Annotated in this window: 13 protein-coding genes and 2 tRNA genes; 7 read left to right on the top strand and 8 right to left on the bottom strand. The window is 65.6% G+C overall.

Features of this window, described 5'->3' with window-relative positions; all coding sequences use genetic code 11:
* The first annotated feature begins 112 nt into the window (after positions 1-112).
* The 3 genes from M9979_RS15840 (at position 113) to M9979_RS15830 (ending at position 814) form a co-directional block, all read left to right on the top strand.
* Entirely contained in the window at positions 113-376 is a 264-nt protein-coding gene (locus M9979_RS15840; protein WP_254290326.1) for a hypothetical protein, read from the top strand.
* Positions 377-550: 174 nt separating this feature from the next.
* Positions 551-626 (top strand) — tRNA-Ile (locus M9979_RS15835).
* Positions 627-737: 111 nt separating this feature from the next.
* Positions 738-814: transfer RNA gene (locus tag M9979_RS15830), tRNA-Pro, on the top strand.
* A 646-nt stretch (positions 815-1,460) separates the two neighbouring features.
* Here the strand turns inward: M9979_RS15830 and M9979_RS15825 are convergent.
* The 3 genes from M9979_RS15825 to M9979_RS17380 all read right to left on the bottom strand — a co-directional run bounded on the left by M9979_RS15825 (position 1,461) and on the right by M9979_RS17380 (position 9,295).
* Positions 1,461-5,063: a class I SAM-dependent DNA methyltransferase gene (locus tag M9979_RS15825; RefSeq protein WP_340689077.1), complete on the bottom strand. Its 3,603-nt coding sequence runs from the start codon at positions 5,061-5,063 to the stop codon at positions 1,461-1,463.
* Between the two features lie 198 nt (positions 5,064-5,261).
* Positions 5,262-6,593 carry an McrC family protein gene (locus M9979_RS15820; protein ID WP_254290324.1) on the bottom strand — a complete coding sequence of 444 codons (1,332 nt, stop codon included), beginning with the start codon at positions 6,591-6,593 and terminating at the stop codon, positions 5,262-5,264.
* Entirely contained in the window at positions 6,590-9,295 is a 2,706-nt protein-coding gene (locus M9979_RS17380) for an McrB family protein (protein WP_479725613.1), read from the bottom strand. The genes M9979_RS15820 and M9979_RS17380 overlap by 4 nt, the downstream gene beginning before the upstream one ends.
* On the opposite strand from M9979_RS17380, the gene M9979_RS15810 reads away from it, so the two are divergent.
* Positions 9,248-9,808 carry a hypothetical protein gene (locus M9979_RS15810; protein WP_254290322.1) on the top strand — a complete coding sequence of 187 codons (561 nt, stop codon included), beginning with the start codon at positions 9,248-9,250 and terminating at the stop codon, positions 9,806-9,808. The genes M9979_RS17380 and M9979_RS15810 overlap by 48 nt on opposite strands.
* Before the next feature lie 12 nt (positions 9,809-9,820).
* Here the strand turns inward: M9979_RS15810 and M9979_RS15805 are convergent, their stop codons facing one another.
* Positions 9,821-10,219 (bottom strand): protein NO VEIN domain-containing protein, encoded by a 399-nt coding sequence (locus M9979_RS15805; protein WP_254290321.1) that lies wholly within the window; start codon positions 10,217-10,219, stop codon positions 9,821-9,823.
* 451 nt (positions 10,220-10,670) lie between these two features.
* Here M9979_RS15805 and M9979_RS15800 point away from each other — a divergent pair, with 451 nt between their 5' ends.
* A complete protein-coding gene (locus M9979_RS15800) occupies positions 10,671-10,913 on the top strand; it encodes an AbrB/MazE/SpoVT family DNA-binding domain-containing protein (protein ID WP_254290320.1) in 243 nt (80 codons plus the stop codon).
* Entirely contained in the window at positions 10,907-11,299 is a 393-nt protein-coding gene (gene mazF / locus M9979_RS15795) for an endoribonuclease MazF (RefSeq protein WP_254290319.1), read from the top strand. Before M9979_RS15800 ends, mazF begins: the two co-directional genes overlap by 7 nt.
* Here mazF and M9979_RS15790 read toward each other — a convergent pair.
* The 4 genes from M9979_RS15790 to M9979_RS15775 all read right to left on the bottom strand — a co-directional run bounded on the left by M9979_RS15790 (position 11,251) and on the right by M9979_RS15775 (position 15,220).
* On the bottom strand, positions 11,251-11,496 hold the full coding sequence (locus M9979_RS15790) for a hypothetical protein (protein ID WP_254290318.1): 246 nt from the start codon (positions 11,494-11,496) through the stop codon (positions 11,251-11,253). The two genes, mazF and M9979_RS15790, sit on opposite strands and share 49 nt — an antisense overlap.
* A gap of 508 nt (positions 11,497-12,004) precedes the next feature.
* Positions 12,005-12,238 (bottom strand): hypothetical protein, encoded by a 234-nt coding sequence (locus M9979_RS15785; protein WP_254290317.1) that lies wholly within the window; start codon positions 12,236-12,238, stop codon positions 12,005-12,007.
* A 274-nt stretch (positions 12,239-12,512) separates the two neighbouring features.
* Positions 12,513-13,505 carry a polysaccharide deacetylase family protein gene (locus M9979_RS15780; protein WP_254290316.1) on the bottom strand — a complete coding sequence of 331 codons (993 nt, stop codon included), beginning with the start codon at positions 13,503-13,505 and terminating at the stop codon, positions 12,513-12,515.
* A 20-nt stretch (positions 13,506-13,525) separates the two neighbouring features.
* Positions 13,526-15,220 (bottom strand): sensor histidine kinase, encoded by a 1,695-nt coding sequence (locus tag M9979_RS15775; protein WP_340689076.1) that lies wholly within the window; start codon positions 15,218-15,220, stop codon positions 13,526-13,528.
* A gap of 197 nt (positions 15,221-15,417) precedes the next feature.
* Between M9979_RS15775 and M9979_RS15770 the strand changes: the two genes are divergently transcribed.
* A complete protein-coding gene (locus tag M9979_RS15770) occupies positions 15,418-15,885 on the top strand; it encodes an Lrp/AsnC family transcriptional regulator (RefSeq protein WP_254290315.1) in 468 nt (155 codons plus the stop codon).
* The last annotated feature ends 98 nt before the right edge of the window (positions 15,886-15,983 follow it).

Genomic DNA, 15,983 nt, shown 5'->3' with positions numbered 1-15,983 from the left:
CTTTCGCCCACATGAATTTCGTGATTGACCACGGGGAGTCGTGCGGTATTTGGGCTGTCTCGCGACGGCGATCGGGCCGGCCGCGAATTTTGCTTTGCTTGGGAGCATTCGAATGAAGAAGATCGCTTTCGTTCTCGCTGCCGCCGGCCTGATGTCCGTCGCTGCCTGCTCGAAGTCGCCTGAAGCCGCCGCCGTTGAGAACAACGCCGACGTGCTCGCGGACAACCTCGAGGCGCAGGCCGACAATATCGACGCGCTGGCCGACAACACCTCGAACGCGACGGCCGAAGCCGTCCTCGAGAACAAGGCCGACAACATCAACGCCGCCGCGGACAACGTCCGTGACGCCGCCGACGAGAAGGCCGACAACCTGTAATCGCGCGGCGTCGGGTTCGCCCGACGCGCCGATCCTGCGGTTGCACGATCAGAAAGGGCGCATCCCCTGTGGGAGGCGCCCTTTTTCCATGGTCGACGTTCTTTTTATGAGGCGACCGTCGTGCGTACGCTTTTTCTTTCGACGGGCTTGCGCTAGGCGGATGGGCGAAATGTGGGGCCTGTAGCTCAACGGTTAGAGCTGGCCGCTCATAACGGCTAGGTTGCGGGTTCGAGTCCTGCCGGGCCCACCATTTCACGCGCGAAAGCCCGCGCGGGTGCCGGTACGGCTTGCCAGCACCGCAACACGCCTCTAGGAGCAGTCGCGCTCGCACCGCTACTCTTCAAGCGGTCGCCGGGCATGTCGGGGAGTGGCGCAGGCTGGTAGCGCACCTGGTTTGGGACCAGGGGGTCGCAGGTTCGAATCCTGTCTCCCCGACCACTTTCGGTTCGGTCAAGCGAAAACCACCGGAAAGCCCGCATGATACCCGAGCCCGCGCCGGGTATCTCGAGATGGAGATTCGGACGGCGGAGACGACGATTGCCGAAGACCTGAGGGGGCGGATCGCGCCCGACGACATACGGCAGTAATTGGACCTATGCCTGTTACTTCACGCTCCTGGCATCGCAGCCCGAACTGCCCGAGCCCGACGAGGCGCTACGCCAGCAGCTTGCCGACAGCGGACTCGATCCGAAGGCCGCCGACGCCGTGTTCGTCACCGTGGCGAAGCATCGCTGGGAACCGCCGATCGGTTGGAAGCATCTCGCCGGTCATGTGCGTGCGGCGGGGGCAAGCCGACCGACGAGAACATGCATGTGATGGGCCGCGTCGCGGCGGCTGCATATCGGAATGCCTGTCTCGCCGCGACCGAAGGGTTGGACCTGCCCAACCAGGAGGCCGACGTCTAGCCGCTGCCGGTGCGCGGCGTAAGCTGCTGGACCTGCTCCGGACAGGTGCGGGCGCCCTGCTACTGACCCTACAGCAAGGCGGTCTGCCGACCACGCTTGCAGCGCGCCGGTTGGCGTGGACGTTTCTGCTGGGTCCCGTGCATAGCTTTACCGGGTGAAGTAACGGCCATGGGAGCGTCCTATGCGGCGTAGCGTCCATCGCCGAGGCGTCGAGCCATGCCCAACCCTGCCAATGCATCCAGTACCGGACGGACAGTAGCCGCTCGCTTTCCCCTGAAATTGCGAGCGACGTCGTGAGCCGCCATCGGCGATGATGCCGTTGCCAGGACGGTTCGAACCGCACCGACCTGCTCGTGCAACGTCGTCGGCCAGGCAATGATGTTGTCAGGGGATATTGCCATCGTGTCGCCGAGATCGAGCGTGCCGACCGTCGGTGCGCGATATCCAGGATCCTGGAACGCGGGACGCAGATAGCGGATCAGACCACGCGCCTCCTCGGTCGCGCGTTCCCGATTGAGTGCGACCAGCCGCACCAGTATCTCTTCGTCTGTCAGACGGCCCGCCTCATGGTCCGAACTCCATCCATAGGCGGCGGCCACCAGAGAATCGATTTGATCGTGATGTTGTCGGATGAGGGTGACCAACCCGCGATCATGCACGTCGCGCTCCCCTTGCGTCAGGCCGTTGCCGCCCTGGTCCGCCGACCGCAACGTTTCCAGCACATTGTATAGCTTCGTCAGCGTAAGATCGTCGTGGGCGGCCAGCACCTGCTTGCGCAGCGCGTCGAGGGCTTCGGCTTCGTGGCGGATGCGGTCTTTAAGCGGTTCGGACACGTTTGCCGGGAACGGGAATGGATCGAAGCAGCGCGATTTGCTGTAGCGGGGATCGTCGCCCACCCCGAGACGGCCGCCGCTTGCCGTCGCCCATGATACATGGAACCGGCTCGACAATATTCCGAGATCAAAGGCGTCGTTGCTGGCGATACAGACAAGCATGTTGTCCGGGACGATCGTGGTGTCCAAGAACTGGAATACGCGATGCTTCGCCGTTTCGATCGTCGCAATATACCGATCTAGCCCGGCCAAGGACTTGCGCAAGTCGGTGCGGGCTTCCCCGAATATCCACCAGTTGTCGCGATAGCTGGCGCGATTGTTCGTATCGCGGTGAGGCTTCACCGTGGCGACGAGATGCTGGTAGATTGTCGGATAGCCGTCACGCACCTCGCGTTCCGATAAACCGAACAAGTCGATCACCATCACGCCACGCGGGCGCGCCGCGAGGTCGCGGCCATTGCGGTAGGGAAAAATGACGGTCGGCTCGGTCGCAAGACCGAGCCGAATCCGGGTGATCGGGTGATCGGGTGATCGGGTGATCGGGTGATCGGGTGATCGGGTGATCGGGTGATCGGGTGATCGGGTGATCATAGCTAAACTATCATTTTTTATCAACAGTTTAGTTGATATTTCGACGGCCTTTGCACGCGTGACGATAAAGCCATCTCCATGCAGTTTGACACCGGGCGAGCATAGTTTGGCATTGGCCAACAACGGGATGGTCTTCGTTACATCAGCGCCAACGTGAAGATTACTCCCGATCCTTCCCGTCGCTACCCGGAACTCGATCCGATCCGGCGCACCCTTTTCATCGGCAACGTTCAATAGTTGACCATCCACTCGACCGGCGGCGGCGACCGTCATCGCGATCCGTACCGCCGCGCCGTCCTTCTCGTCGATCCACGGGTGGTTAGGGATCGCGAAACGCAAGCCGACGCCGTCCTTGGCATCGAGATGCTTCGCGATTACGCGGCGGCTGAACAGCTGCGTGATCGAATTGGTGGTGACGAAGCCGAACCGCCGCGTGCCGCCCTTGCGCACCGCCCATGCGGCCTTGTTCCACCAGTGCATGACGAAATCTGCGCTTTCCGGCACGTCGGTGGTGCGGAACAGCGCCTCGAAATAGCCGTCGCCCAGCCTTGCACGCACGTCCTTGCCGCCGATGAAAGGCGGGTTGCCGACGATGAAGTCCGCACTCGGCCAAGCCGCCGCGCGTGGATTGACGTAGGCATATTGCTCGACCCGCGCGGTTTCGTCCGGCACGGAGCGCCCGGTGACAGGATGCGGCTTCATCGTCTCGCCGTCCCAGCGCGACAACGGCGCGCCGTGCGCATCCCGGTCCAATACCCGATCGTCCCAAGCGATCAGCGCGTCGCGGGTCTCGATCGTACGGATGTCGCGCAGGATCGGCTCGGCGGGCGCGCGGTCGCGGCCGTTCACGCGGAAATGCCATTGGAGGTAGCCGATCCACAGCACCAGCTGCGCGATCGCTGCGGCGCGCGGGTTGATCTCGATGCCGAGGAAGTTCTCGGGCGTGATCGTATGCCCGGTCAGCTCGGCGAGATACTGGTCGTCACCCAACTCGACCAGCAGGTCGAGCACCTCGCCCTCGAGCTCCTTCATCCGGGCCATTGCGACATAGAGGAAGTTGCCGGTGCCGCACGCCGGGTCGAGCACACGGGTCCGGGCGAGCCTGCCGTGGAACGCCTCGACGGTGCGACGCGCTTCATCGGCCTTGCCCTGGTCGATCAGCTCGGTCGCGGCGACGCGGATGCCCGCCCAGTCGGCGCGCAGCGGCTCGATGATCGTCGGTCCAACCAGCCGCTCGACATAGGCGCGCGGCGTGTAGTGCGCGCCGAGCCTCGCGCGGTCCTTCGCGTCCAGCGCGCGTTCCAGCAGGGTGCCAAAGATCGCCGGCTCGACCTCGGTCCAGTCCTTGTCCGCAGCCGCGATCAGCGCCTTCAGCTCGTCCACCTCCAGCGGTAGCGCGGCGGTATCCTTGAACAGATAGCCGTTGAACCGCTTCACCGGCAGGCCGAGCGCCGGGGCGAAGTCGCCCCGGTCCATCGCCGCCCACAACGCCGATAGCTGGTGATGAAGATGCTGGGAATGGTCGAGCTGGCCGCGCAGGAGCATCTTGAAGCTGTCTCTCGGCAGCAACACGCCGGTATCCTCGGCGAACATCGTGAACAGCACGCGCATCAGGAAGCCGCTGACCGCCTCCGCCGACGCCCCACGCGCTTCCAGCCGGCGCGAGACGGTGGCGAGCAGGTCGGCGATCTCGCGGGTGACGCGCGCGGAATGGGTCGAGGGATCGAGGCTGCGCGGATCGTTCCAGATCGCGGCGAGCCGCCGGCGCACGTCGTCGTCGCGCAGGTCGTCGAGCATGATGCGATAGCGCGACCGATCCGGGAACTGGGCGTATGCCTTGCCGGTGCCGGTGAAGTCGGCGTAGACCTCGATGCAATAGCCGACATCGACGACCAGCAGGAACGGTGGCCAGCCGTGATCGACGGGCAGAGCCTTGGCGTAGCGTTCGGCCTGGCCCCGCGCCTGCACCATCGCCTTCGCCCAGCCCGGCGTGCCGCGCCGGGCGGTGCCGCGCTTCATGCGGGCGGTGGCGGTCTGCCCGAACAGGTCCAGATCGTCCTCGCCGCGGGTCGCTGCGGCGCGATCGGCGTCGCTGCCCTGTTTGGCTTCGAGGACGAAGGCACCACGCTTGTAGGCGTCGATCCGCCCGAAACTGGCGCTGCCGTCGCCATTGTCCTGAAAGACGCGGCGTTCGAAGACATAGTCGTTATGCGCATCGTCGGTGCGACTGCCGCGCGGCGGATCGACCCCGATCAGCGCGCACAGGCCGTTGATGAAGCTCTGCGTATTGGCCAGCTCCGACCCGCCGGTATCGCGCCAATGCGTGATGAATGCGTCGGTGGCGGCAGAAGCGATCATGGCCGTACATTAGGCCCGGAGGTCTGTTGACGACAATCGGCTATCGTCCGTCACATGCACGGTGCATTCCTTGTCCGGCAGCATCACTCCGACGATGCCGTTCGATACGTCCCAGATCACCTCCCTCCCGGCAGGAGTTGGCTTCCGGCACTGATCGAGGCGGAGCCGGACCTGACGCTACTGGCCGTCGCCGAGCGGCTACTGGCCGGGCACGGGGTGAAGGCGGATGCGGGGATGCTGAGCCGCATCTTCACGAATCAGGATTTGACGCAGGCGCGCCGCGAGACCGTCCGACGCGGTCAGATCGATCGTAGCCGTTTCCAGTCGATAATCGCTGCCGTTGACCCGATGAGAAGCGACGATACCGTCAGCAGCCCCCAATCCGGGATGATGCGGGTAGAGTAGCGTCAGTCTCTCGACGCCGTACAACCGACCATAGGCCATCATCTGATACACATCGCCTTGCGATACGCCCTGTTTCGGATCGTCGATCCGCGCGGCGATGCGCTTCCACTTGGTATCGATGACCTGCACGATGGCATCGCCGCGGTTGATGAGAATGTCGGGCCGGGTCTGAAACAGGCCCCGTCGATCTTCGGTTTCCAGGCAATAGAGCCGCCCACCCTGGCTGACGACGCGCAGGTCCGTGTCGGCCAACGCTCGTCGAAGCATCCTTGCGACATATTCCTCGAACAGCGTGTTCATCTCGAACAATAGCGAGAAGCCGTCGCTGCCGCCTGCAGAGGTGGTCTGGAAGCGTTCGCCCAGCAGCAGCCGCGCCAGGTTGAGCAGTTCACGCCAGCGGGCGTTGGTGCGATCAAGCGTCACCTCGTCCCACCGCAGCGCTGCGACCGGCACATCGGCGATATCGGCGTAGGCGAAGGCCAGCTCGCGCAGTCGTCGCTGGTTGTCGGTCGTGCGGGCGATGCGCGACAGCCGGGTTACGGCCGCCTTCATGATGCGGTTGAGCGCCATATCCGGGGTCAGCGCGTCGAAGCGACACGCCAGCCGCGACGGCTCGACCGCCAACGCGGTGAACTGGCGGGTCACATCCAGCCGCCCACGCAGCGTCGGCAAGTCGTCGGCATGCTCGACATAGCGGCGCGGCATCCCTTGCCGTACCGCATCGACCAGCTTTTCCGAGAAGAGGCGGATCAGGATCTCGAGCAGCGTCTCGCGCTGCCAGTCGAGCGCGGTGACCTGGCCGGCGTCGATCTTCAGATCGAGCGCGACAGCCAGCATATGAACGAGACGGCGACGGATGCTGCCGGTCGCCGCGGCACCGTCCACGCCAGGAATGTCGATCTTCGGCAGGATCTCCAGCGCGCAGCCCTGCGCAGCGATGACACCGACGACGCCGCGCGCCCGCAAACCCTTGCGGCCATGCTCGATCACGCCGCCACCACCCCGGCCCGCCAGCGGGGACGCGGCGGCGACCGCCGCGATCCGGTCGGCCGCGGCAGTTGGCATCTCATCCGCCGCCTCGCCGTAGCGGATGGTTTCCCATTCGAGGATCGTGCGGCGGATCACGCGGCGGCGAAACCGTCGTAGGAGAAGGTGTCGCGCACGTGCCAACGATAACGCGGCGCGGCATCCTCATCCCCACCCAGACCCTTGGGCGCCTTGAGCCGGCGGCGGTCGATGAAGCGTCCCTCGCGGTCACTCTCGCCATCGTCACCATCGCCGAGCACCGCCGCCACCTTGGCCCAGTCCTCGTAGAAATATTCGGCTAGCAGCGGGATGACCTTATGGCGCATCACCTCGTCTACATCGGCGCGGGACGTACAGCGGATGAAATAGGCGTGGCCGATCTGATGCTCGCGGTCGAACAGATACTCGATCCGCTCGTTTATCGTGGCAAGCAGTACGGTGAGATCGATGCCATCGACCGTTTTGAGGAGAGTGGCATCCGGCATAAGCTCCCGGAACTCGAACCGGCGGCGCAACGCGGTATCGAGTAGCGCGATCGAGCGGTCGGCGGTGTTCATCGTGCCGATGATGTGCAGGTTCGCAGGGACACCGAACCGCGCTTCGCTATAGGGCAAGGTCAGCCGCATCCCCTCGTCCATTCCGAGCCGCTTGTCCGGTTCGATCAGCGTGATGAGCTCGCCGAACACCTTGGAGATATTGGCGCGGTTGATCTCGTCGATGACGAGGACATGTTCCTCGGCGCTGGCCTCGGCCGCTTCGGCCATCTGCCGCAGGATGCCGGGCTTGGCCTTGAGCGTGAAGCCGACGCCGTCCGCCAGTGGCTGCGGTCGCAGGCCCTCGACGAAGTCCTCGTAAGCGTAATTCTGGTGGAAGGTGACGAAGCCGATCTGCCCTTGGCCCTTCAGTTCCTCATAGACCTGGCGCAGCTCCTGCCGACGCTCGACGTCGGTCAGCAACGGGTCGGTCCCGGCTAGCCCACGGCACAACCGCACCGCCTCGGCCATTGTGCGATAGGTCTTGCCCGTGCCCGGTGGCCCATAGAGGATAAGATTGAGCGGCGACCGCTTCACGGGGTCCGGCGCGGGCGCTTCCTCGGCGGGCAGGCCGCCCCAGTGCGACATGTTGCGCAGGAACCAGTCGTAATCCTGGGCCGCGTCCATAAAGGCGAAGCGGATCAGCCGCTGCGCCATCTCGTTGGTCGGATACACCTCCCAGATCGTCGGCTGATAGGTGTAGTGATACCATTCGCGCGGGCTATACCCGACCTGCCACTCGACCGACACGCGCTCGCCGTCACCGGCATTGGCCGTGATCGTGCCGATCGCCTTGATCGACATGACCGATACCGATCGCCCGCGCCCGTCGAACGGCAGGCCGTTCTTGCGGACATAGGTCGCCTTGATCGCGATCCGCTCGCCCGGCTGCATCCGCAGCACCTGCTCGCGATTGCGGTCGCTGGGGCTGTCGATGTCCCAGATGCCCTCAGCCAGGAAGCGTTCGACCTGATCGTCGCGGCGGCCATAGGACGCGCCGACGAACCAATAGGGACCGTCTTTCACCACATCTGCCTCCGCCTCATCGAGCGGCGCGGCCAGCAGCGGCGTCTCGTCGCCATCCCATTTTCCTTCCAGCGCCACCCACACGAAGCCCTGCACGTCGAACAGGTCGAGCGGATTCCAGCCCAGTTCCTCGCCGAACAGCGCGAACAGCGCCCTCAGCAAGTGGAGATATTCGTCGAGATCGGTCGGCTCGAACTGCTGGTGGGCAAACAGCTTGCGGCCGAACAGGCGCTGCCCCATCGCCTCGATCCGGCTGACCTTGAACCAGCTCGCCGCCTCCGGATGCATGGTGCCGACGACGCTGATCGTGATCGCCAGCACCTCGCCACGACGCAGGCCGACGATGCCGTCCGCTTTCAGCTGTTCGAGCGCGCGTGCGCCCACGGCGATCGTGGCGAGCGGATCGTCGTCGCTGCGCGCCAGCCGCCCGACGATCTCGAAGAAGCGGTCGCGCAGGGGCGCGTCGGCCTTCTGCACCTCGTCGAGCGTGCGCCAGCTAAGCGGCAGGCCCTGCACATCGACGCTGAGCGCGCGGTAAATCTGCTCGCCGGCGGTGCGGTCATCAGCGTCCGACGCGGCAAGCGCCCGGACCTTATCGATCGTTTGATCCTTGTAGCGCCGCTCGATCGTCCAATAGTTGCCATCCTGCCGACGAAAGTCCTCGAAACCCGCCATGCGCGAGAGGAAAGTGTCGCGCAGCGCCTTGAACGCCGGCCAGTCGATGACAACGAAGCCAAGCGCATCGAGCGCGGTCTTGCATTGCGCGCCGCCGGGCAGCGCTTCGCTGCCGGCATGCGCGAGGGCATCGCGGACGATGGCCTTGCTGGGATAGCGCTTGCCGCGGTGAAGCAGCCAGAATTTTGCGGGTGGACCCAGCCCGTCATGGTTGGCGATGAACGCCTCGACCGATCCGGCGGCATCGCAGCGGTCGATGGCGTCGAGGATGTCCCGGGTCGTCAGCCCGAGTCCCGCGCCCGAAACCTTTACACCCGCGTCGTCGCGACCGACGATCGTGTAGCGGAGCGCTTTCAGCCGAGCATAGGACTGGCTCTCGCCAAAGCCGCCGAAAAACTCGCTCGCGGTCTTGGGCGTTGCGCCGGCGAGCTTGCCGACAGCGATCCCCACGATTGCTTTCGCCGGGTAACGCTGGCCGTTCGAAGGACGGATCACCCAATTCGATGGCCGGATGTATCCGTGACGGCGCAGGAAATCATCGATACCGACGGCATCGCAGTCGTCCATAGTCGCCTCGATATCCGCTGCGGTAAGGCGCGCCACCAGCTCGGCATGGCCACGATCGCGGGTGGATACGCTGCCACCTTCGAGGAAACGGCGATAATATCTCAGGCTTGTGGGCAGGTGTCTCCGCTCGCCGTCGTTGCCGATATCTGCAGGCAGGTTATCGCCAGCCTTCAGCCTGGCTTCCAGCTCGTCAAGCCTTCCATCCGCATGCAGCTGATCGAGATCACCGAAGATGCGGTCGAGCTTTCGGACCTTGCTCATCTGCGTATTGATCGTGTTGCGGGAGTAGTCCTGCGCCTCCATCCACGACGTGAATTCGGATTCTTTCATGGTCAGGCCCTACTTCCGTCTTTCAGTCCAGCGCATCAGCAGCGCATCTCGCCACGTCTGGCTGCGCCGCTTATCATGTTTGAACGTAAAGAGATTGGCGTAATCCTCTTCACATGTTTTGCGAGCTCAGCCTCATCCCACACCGTCACCGCTTTAACGGCCGCCTCGAACTGCTATCAGTAACAGGAATTTCGCTCATAACGCTCCTGACCATTTTCGAGCCGGCACAATCATCGCCTCGGTATCGTTGCGACTGATATGGAAGGGCGTGCGCTCCCAGCCGTTGGTGGTCTTCACCTCGATGCGGCGGGGACGACCGTCGATCTCGTAGCTGGCTATGTCGTAGCCGGCGCCATCGCCGTCCTGATCCGACACCCAGCGGACACGATTGGCGAGGTCGTCGCGCCCGGCGGCCGCCAGCGCCGATCGTTCATGAAGAACGATGCGCTCCTCGCCGGCGCGACCGAGTGCGCGGTTGCGGGCATCGCGCTCGGCCACGTCGAAGCGCCGGGCGATATGCTGCATCTGTTCGAGTTCGTCCGGCGGGGGCACGTTGCTGACCGTTGGCGGCGGGCCGATCCACAGGGTCGGCATTTCCCGAACCCGCGACGGCGTGGCCGATCCGGATAGCGAAAGGCGGGTATCCGGCGACAGCCAGGCCGGATGAGCGGCCAGCCACCGCGCGACGGCGTCGACCAGCGACCCCTGAACGTTGAAAGCGGGCTTGAATCCTGTCCTCGCCGAGGCCCTTGAGGACCGCGCTGATGTTCTGGTGCTTGTATTCGATCGATCCGCGCGGACGATCGATCGCCTTCTGCAAGCGCCGGTTGTGCTCGGCCTTGCTGTAGGGACGCCCCGCCTCGTCATCGGCCAGCATCGCGAAATAGTCGGCGACGATCGCGTCGTTTCGCTGATCGGTCCAGTCGCCGGAGGCCATCTGCGAACGCTAAGCGAAGCGGATGGGGCTGTCACGTCACTGGGCGGCACATTGTCTCTGGTCTTAGCCCGTCTATGTATCACGAATGTCGATACATAGGAGGGCGCGATGCGTGTCCAGATCAAGCGATGGGGCAACAGTGCTTCAGTACGCATCCCCGCGTCGGTGATGGCGGCGGCGGCGCTGCGGATCGATCAGGAGGTCGATGTGCGCGAGGACGAGGGCCGGATCGTGATCGAGCCGGTCATCGCGCCGTCCTATGATCTCGACGCGCTGCTCGCGAAAATGACCCTCGAGACTTTTCCAGACGACATCGATTTCTGCCGTCCGGTTGGGCAAGAGGCATGGTGAAGCCAGGCTATGTCCCGGACACCGGCGACATCGTCTGGCTCCATTTCGATCCGCAGGCCGGGCACGAGCAGGCAGGACACCGCCCGGCGCTGGTGCTGTCGCCGGCGCGCTACAATGGGCCGCGGGGCATGACAATCTGCTGCCTGATGACCTCGCGGATCAAGGGCTATCCGTTCGAGGTGGTCGACAGCGACGATCCGCCGAGCGTGGTGCTGGCCGATCAGGTGAAGAGCCTCGACTGGCGCGCGCGGCGGGCGGAGAGGAAGGGCCGGGTCTCGCCGGCCACTCTAACTGAGGTGCGGGCGAGAGCCCGCCTCCTTCGCCTTTCTCATGCCGCTTACGCCGACAGCCACGGCGCGAACACTTCGACATCGTGCTCGCCTTGATGACCCGCTTGGCGAAGCTTGCCTCCCGCCGCGCCCGAAGCGAGCCGGTCCAGGTCGATCGCCTTGCCGGCGACGTCCGCGTCGCCGATGCGGGTCAGGCGCATGATCGCCGCCGGTATCGGCATCGCCGGATCGCGCAGCGCCTGACCGGCGCTGGCGATGCCGACGATCCCACCGGCTTTGTCCGCATCGATCACGACCACCCGCGATGTCGATGATCTCGTCATGGAGGACGTCGGTGCCGGTCGTCTCGGTGTCGACGATAGCGACGCGCCAGACAGTCCCGGTGACGTGCTCGGCCAGCGGAAAGTCGTTCAGTGAGGACACGCGGCGCAGGATGTGGGTCCGCATCATCGGCGCAGGCGGGCCGCGTTGCAGCCGCGGTTTTGGTGATGTGAGTCATGGTCGATGGCTCCTGTTGGAATCGGCCGAGCCGCAGCGGAGCTTTCTCCTCTACCGTCTCGATCGCAGGAGCCGGCCGCCAGACGCCTTTTCGAACGGGCGGCGAGGCGGGAAGCATCCACAGGAGCCCCGAAGGCATGCGCCAGGGCGATCCCTTGATCGTGGCGCTCAGCGACGCCAGCATTGTTCATCCGACAGATCGACATCCGCCAGAATCAACAAGGGGGGCCGAAGCCCCCCTTGTCTAAGTCCTGCAATGACCGGCGAGCGTCTTGGGAACTCCGCCGGATCGATGCGAAACTCTTAGTTGCTGTCGCTGTCGTCAGCAACGATCACGATGCCGGCAACGACCGCAGCCGCCGCGACGATCGCGATGATGAGACCGCCACCGGCGAGCTCGTTCTTCTTGGCCGAGTGCGAACCGGTGCGAACCGACTTGGCAACCGACAGGCTCGCGGCGGGGTTCGCCGGAGCGGCCGCAGCGGGAGCCACGGCGAGAGCGGCTGCAGCAACAGCCATCAGATACTTGGCAACCATGGTGGTCCCCTTTCCTAAAGTGAGACTTTTCAATGGCAGAAGTTTTCCGGATTGCAAGCGCGTTGTTGGTTTAGTTCCATTGCCGGCATCACTTTATTGCGCGCCGTATCCGCATTGCTACGATCGTGTGACTGTCAATCATGGCGCCTTACGATGATGCTTTCTTCGTCGAATAGCCGATATCGGTTCCGCTATTTCAAGCCGCTACGGCATACCGGACCGACTATTCCGATATAGGCGGGTAGAACACGCAGGCCAAGCCCGGCGTTTGGCGTCATACCCTTCGATCGGCGACGGCGAGCACCTCATCCAGCGTCACTGGCGTCACGCCGAGCTGCACCAGCGTCGCGAACATGCGCGACCACCAGTTCCAGAAATGCCGCAGATCGGCGGCATCGCGCACGTAAGGCGTATGCCCCGGTTCGAGCGACGGCGAGTGAAAGGAGAAACTCAGCAATCGCTGCCCCTGCTCCCGAACCGCGATTCGCACCGCGGCGATCGCATCGTCGATCGGCATATCTTCGGGGGTCAGCGCGATCCGCTGCAGCAGACCGGCACGGGCGAAGGCGCCGCGCGCGTGCGGGATACGTCCCAGCGCCGGATAGAAAAGCGACCCGGAACGACGGAGCGCGCCGGTGAACACGCTGGTCAGCGGCAGTTCGAGCAACGGCCCCCAGCGATACGCCGCATTGCCGATCCCCGTGAAATCCGGGCCGCCGTCATGCCGGTAGTCGTAGCGCGCGCGCACCGACGTCTCGATCCGATAGCCGCGGCTGGCGAGCAATGCCGTGGTGGCGGGACCGATGCCGTAGCGGCCGGCGCGATAGGCGAGCGGCGGGCGGCCGAACGCGTCGGTCAGCAACGTCGTCAGCGCGTCGAGCTTCGCCACTTCCAGTTCGGGCGGCAGATTGCCGGCATAGCTGTCGCCCGGCGCCGGCGGCGCATATGGTGGCGTCACCCAGCTGTGCAGTTGCGCCCCGATCGCCGACCGGCCGTCCGCGATCGCGCCGCGCAGGATATCGACCGCGGCGGGATCGCTCGCGACGGGGTGGTCGACCATATAGGCCGGGCTGACGCCATGGTCGGCAAACCGCGCGTGCGCCGCGGGCAGCGCGCGCATCGCGGTGACGGAACGGTTGCGCGGATCGAGCGGGGCGGACCAGTCGAATTCCTCTTCCACGTCGACGAAGACGAGGAATCGCGTGCCGAATGCCGCAGGCCAGCGGATCAGCGCGTCGCGCGCCGGCGCGGGCACCCGGTACGGCATGCGAAGGTCCGGGGGCACGGTCAGTGCGTCGCCTGCCCCATCGCCTCGTCCAGCGCCGCGGGCAGCCGCAGCGTCAGGAGATGGTCGCCGAAGATCAGCTCGCCGCCCAGTTCCGTCGCGAGGTTGCGCGCAAGCCGCAGGGCGAAGCCGGTGCCGAGCAGCGGCGCGCCCTCGCCCGCCGGCGTATCGCCGTCGATGCTGAGCAATGCCTCTTCGCCGCCGGTGCCGAGCGCCTGCGGACGTGCGAAGCAGATCGCGACCTGCCCCGCCGGCGCCGGTGCTTCGGCGATGTCGATCCGCTCGCCCGCCACCGCCGCCGCGGTCAGCGCGGCGAGCAGGCGCGAGAGCAGCCGTTCCATCGCGCGATCGTCGGCGAGCGCCGCGTGGTCGCCCATCGGATGGATGTCGAGCGCGGTGCCGCGCAGTCCGGCAAGCGGCGCCAGATCGCGTGCGATCCGCTCCAGCATCGGTTGCACCTCGACGGGCCCCGGGCGCAGCTCGAGCGCCTTGCCTTCGATCCGCGCGGCGGTGTCGAGGTCCTCGATCGCGGCGAGGAGGCTCGCCGCCTGGTCGCGGATCGTCACCGCATGATCGCGATAGACCGGCGAGACGGGGCCCAGCAATTGCGCCTCGATCAGCTCGGCGAAACCGGCGATCGCATTGGTCGGGGTGCGCAGTTCGTGGACGAGCTGGCGCAGCGAATCCGATGCCGCCGAGCCCGCGGAATGGGGCGCCCTGCCCGCCTCCTCGTCGCTGCGCGGACGGCGCGCGACCGCGGCATAGCCGGTGAAGCGGCCGGTCGCGGCATCGAACTGCGGCGTGCCGGCGACGCGCCATGCGCCCGCCGCCTCCGATCGCCCGCCGATATCGAGCCGTGCGTCGGCGAACCGCTGACGCTGGCGCAGCGCGCCGTTCATCACCGCATCGACGCGCACCGCGCCCTGCGGCGCACCGAAGGCGAGCGATGCGCCGATCAGCGCGCCCCGCGCAATGCCATCAACCGCGCAGATCACGCCATTGCCATCGGTGTCGAAGCGGAAGCTGGCGACCGGCCCTGCGACCGGCTGCGGTGCGATCGGCAGCGACGGCGACGCCGTGGGCCGCTGTCGCTGGAAGGCGTCGATCCGCGCGACGACGTCGGCGATCTGGAACCCGCCGTCGGCGACCGGCTGCGGTCCGGTCGGGGTGGCGGGTACGGGCGGCGGTGCAGGTCGCAGCAACTCGACGACGGGCGCCGGCGCGACGGGCGCGGCATCTTCAGCGGGATCGTTGGCGGCGACGGGAACGTCGTAATCGAGGACGAAATCGGTCGGCGCGAAGCCCGCCAGCGCGCGGCACACCGGCGCCGACAGGTCACGGCGATGACGCAGCAGCGCGCGGCCCTGCGGCGACAAGCGCGGCAGCAGCGCCGCCCATTCGTCGTCGCCAAGCTGCACCGTGCGCATCACCGGCGCGGCGACCGCCAGTTCGTCCTCGGCGAACAAGCCGACCAAGGCCGCAGGCGGCGAGGCGAAAGCGAGCGCGCGGGCGCTGGCGCTACGCACCGCGACCGGCACCGCCTGGCGCAGCAGCCGCAGCCGGGCGAGCGACGGCTCGTCCGCCGCGATCCGGCCTCGCCCCATCAGGTCGACGAGCTGTCGCCATGCCGACTGCGCGCCGAAGCCGCTGTCCATGTCGGCGGAAAGCACCGTCTTGAGGCTATCGTCGAAGCGCAACTGAAACTCCCCAGGGCGACGCCATCGGCAGCGGCGCGCAAGGATTTCTTAACGAGCCGGACTCGTCGGGGGAACAGGTGATTTTCACGACCCGCTTCATGCGTCGCATAGTGGGACAATTGCGTTGCGCCGCAATTTTCTTATGATTAGGGAAGGCCGCCGACGAGGATCGGCCTGTTTTCGGAGAGTAACGCGCAATGTCCTTCGATCGGATCGATCGTCAGATTCTCGCCCACCTGCAGCAGGACGGGCGGATGACCAATGTCGAGCTGGCCGAGCGCGTCGGACTGACCGCCCCGCCCTGCCTGCGCCGCGTCCGCGCGCTGGAGGAGGCGGGCGTGATCCGCGGCTATCACGCCGATCTCGATCCCGCCAGCCTCGGCTTTCCGATCACCGTGTTCGCGATGGTGTCGCTGCGCAGCCAAGCCGAACACGACCTCGCCGCGTTCGAGGCGCACGTCGCCGACATCCCCGAGGTGCGCGAATGCCACATGCTCAACGGCGAGATCGACTTCATCCTGAAGATCGTCGCGGGTGACCTCAAGAGCTTTCAGGAAATCCTGACCACGCATCTGACGCCGGCACCGAACGTCGCGAGCGTCAAGACGTCGCTGACGATCCGGACGGCGAAATCGACGTCGGGGATTCCCGTTTCGGTCGATTGAGCACCATTCGCCTGGGACGGCGGGCATGAGTCTCATCGTACTTCGACAGGCTCAGCAAGAACCTTGAAACAAGGAAGGGCGGCCCCTTGCGGAGCCGC

This window comes from Sphingomonas liriopis (assembly GCF_024211255.1).
In the GTDB taxonomy this organism is placed as follows: Bacteria; Pseudomonadota; Alphaproteobacteria; order Sphingomonadales; family Sphingomonadaceae; genus Sphingomonas; species Sphingomonas liriopis.
Note: the sequence above shows the minus strand (reverse complement) of the source record. Positions and strands in the feature narration are given on the sequence as shown.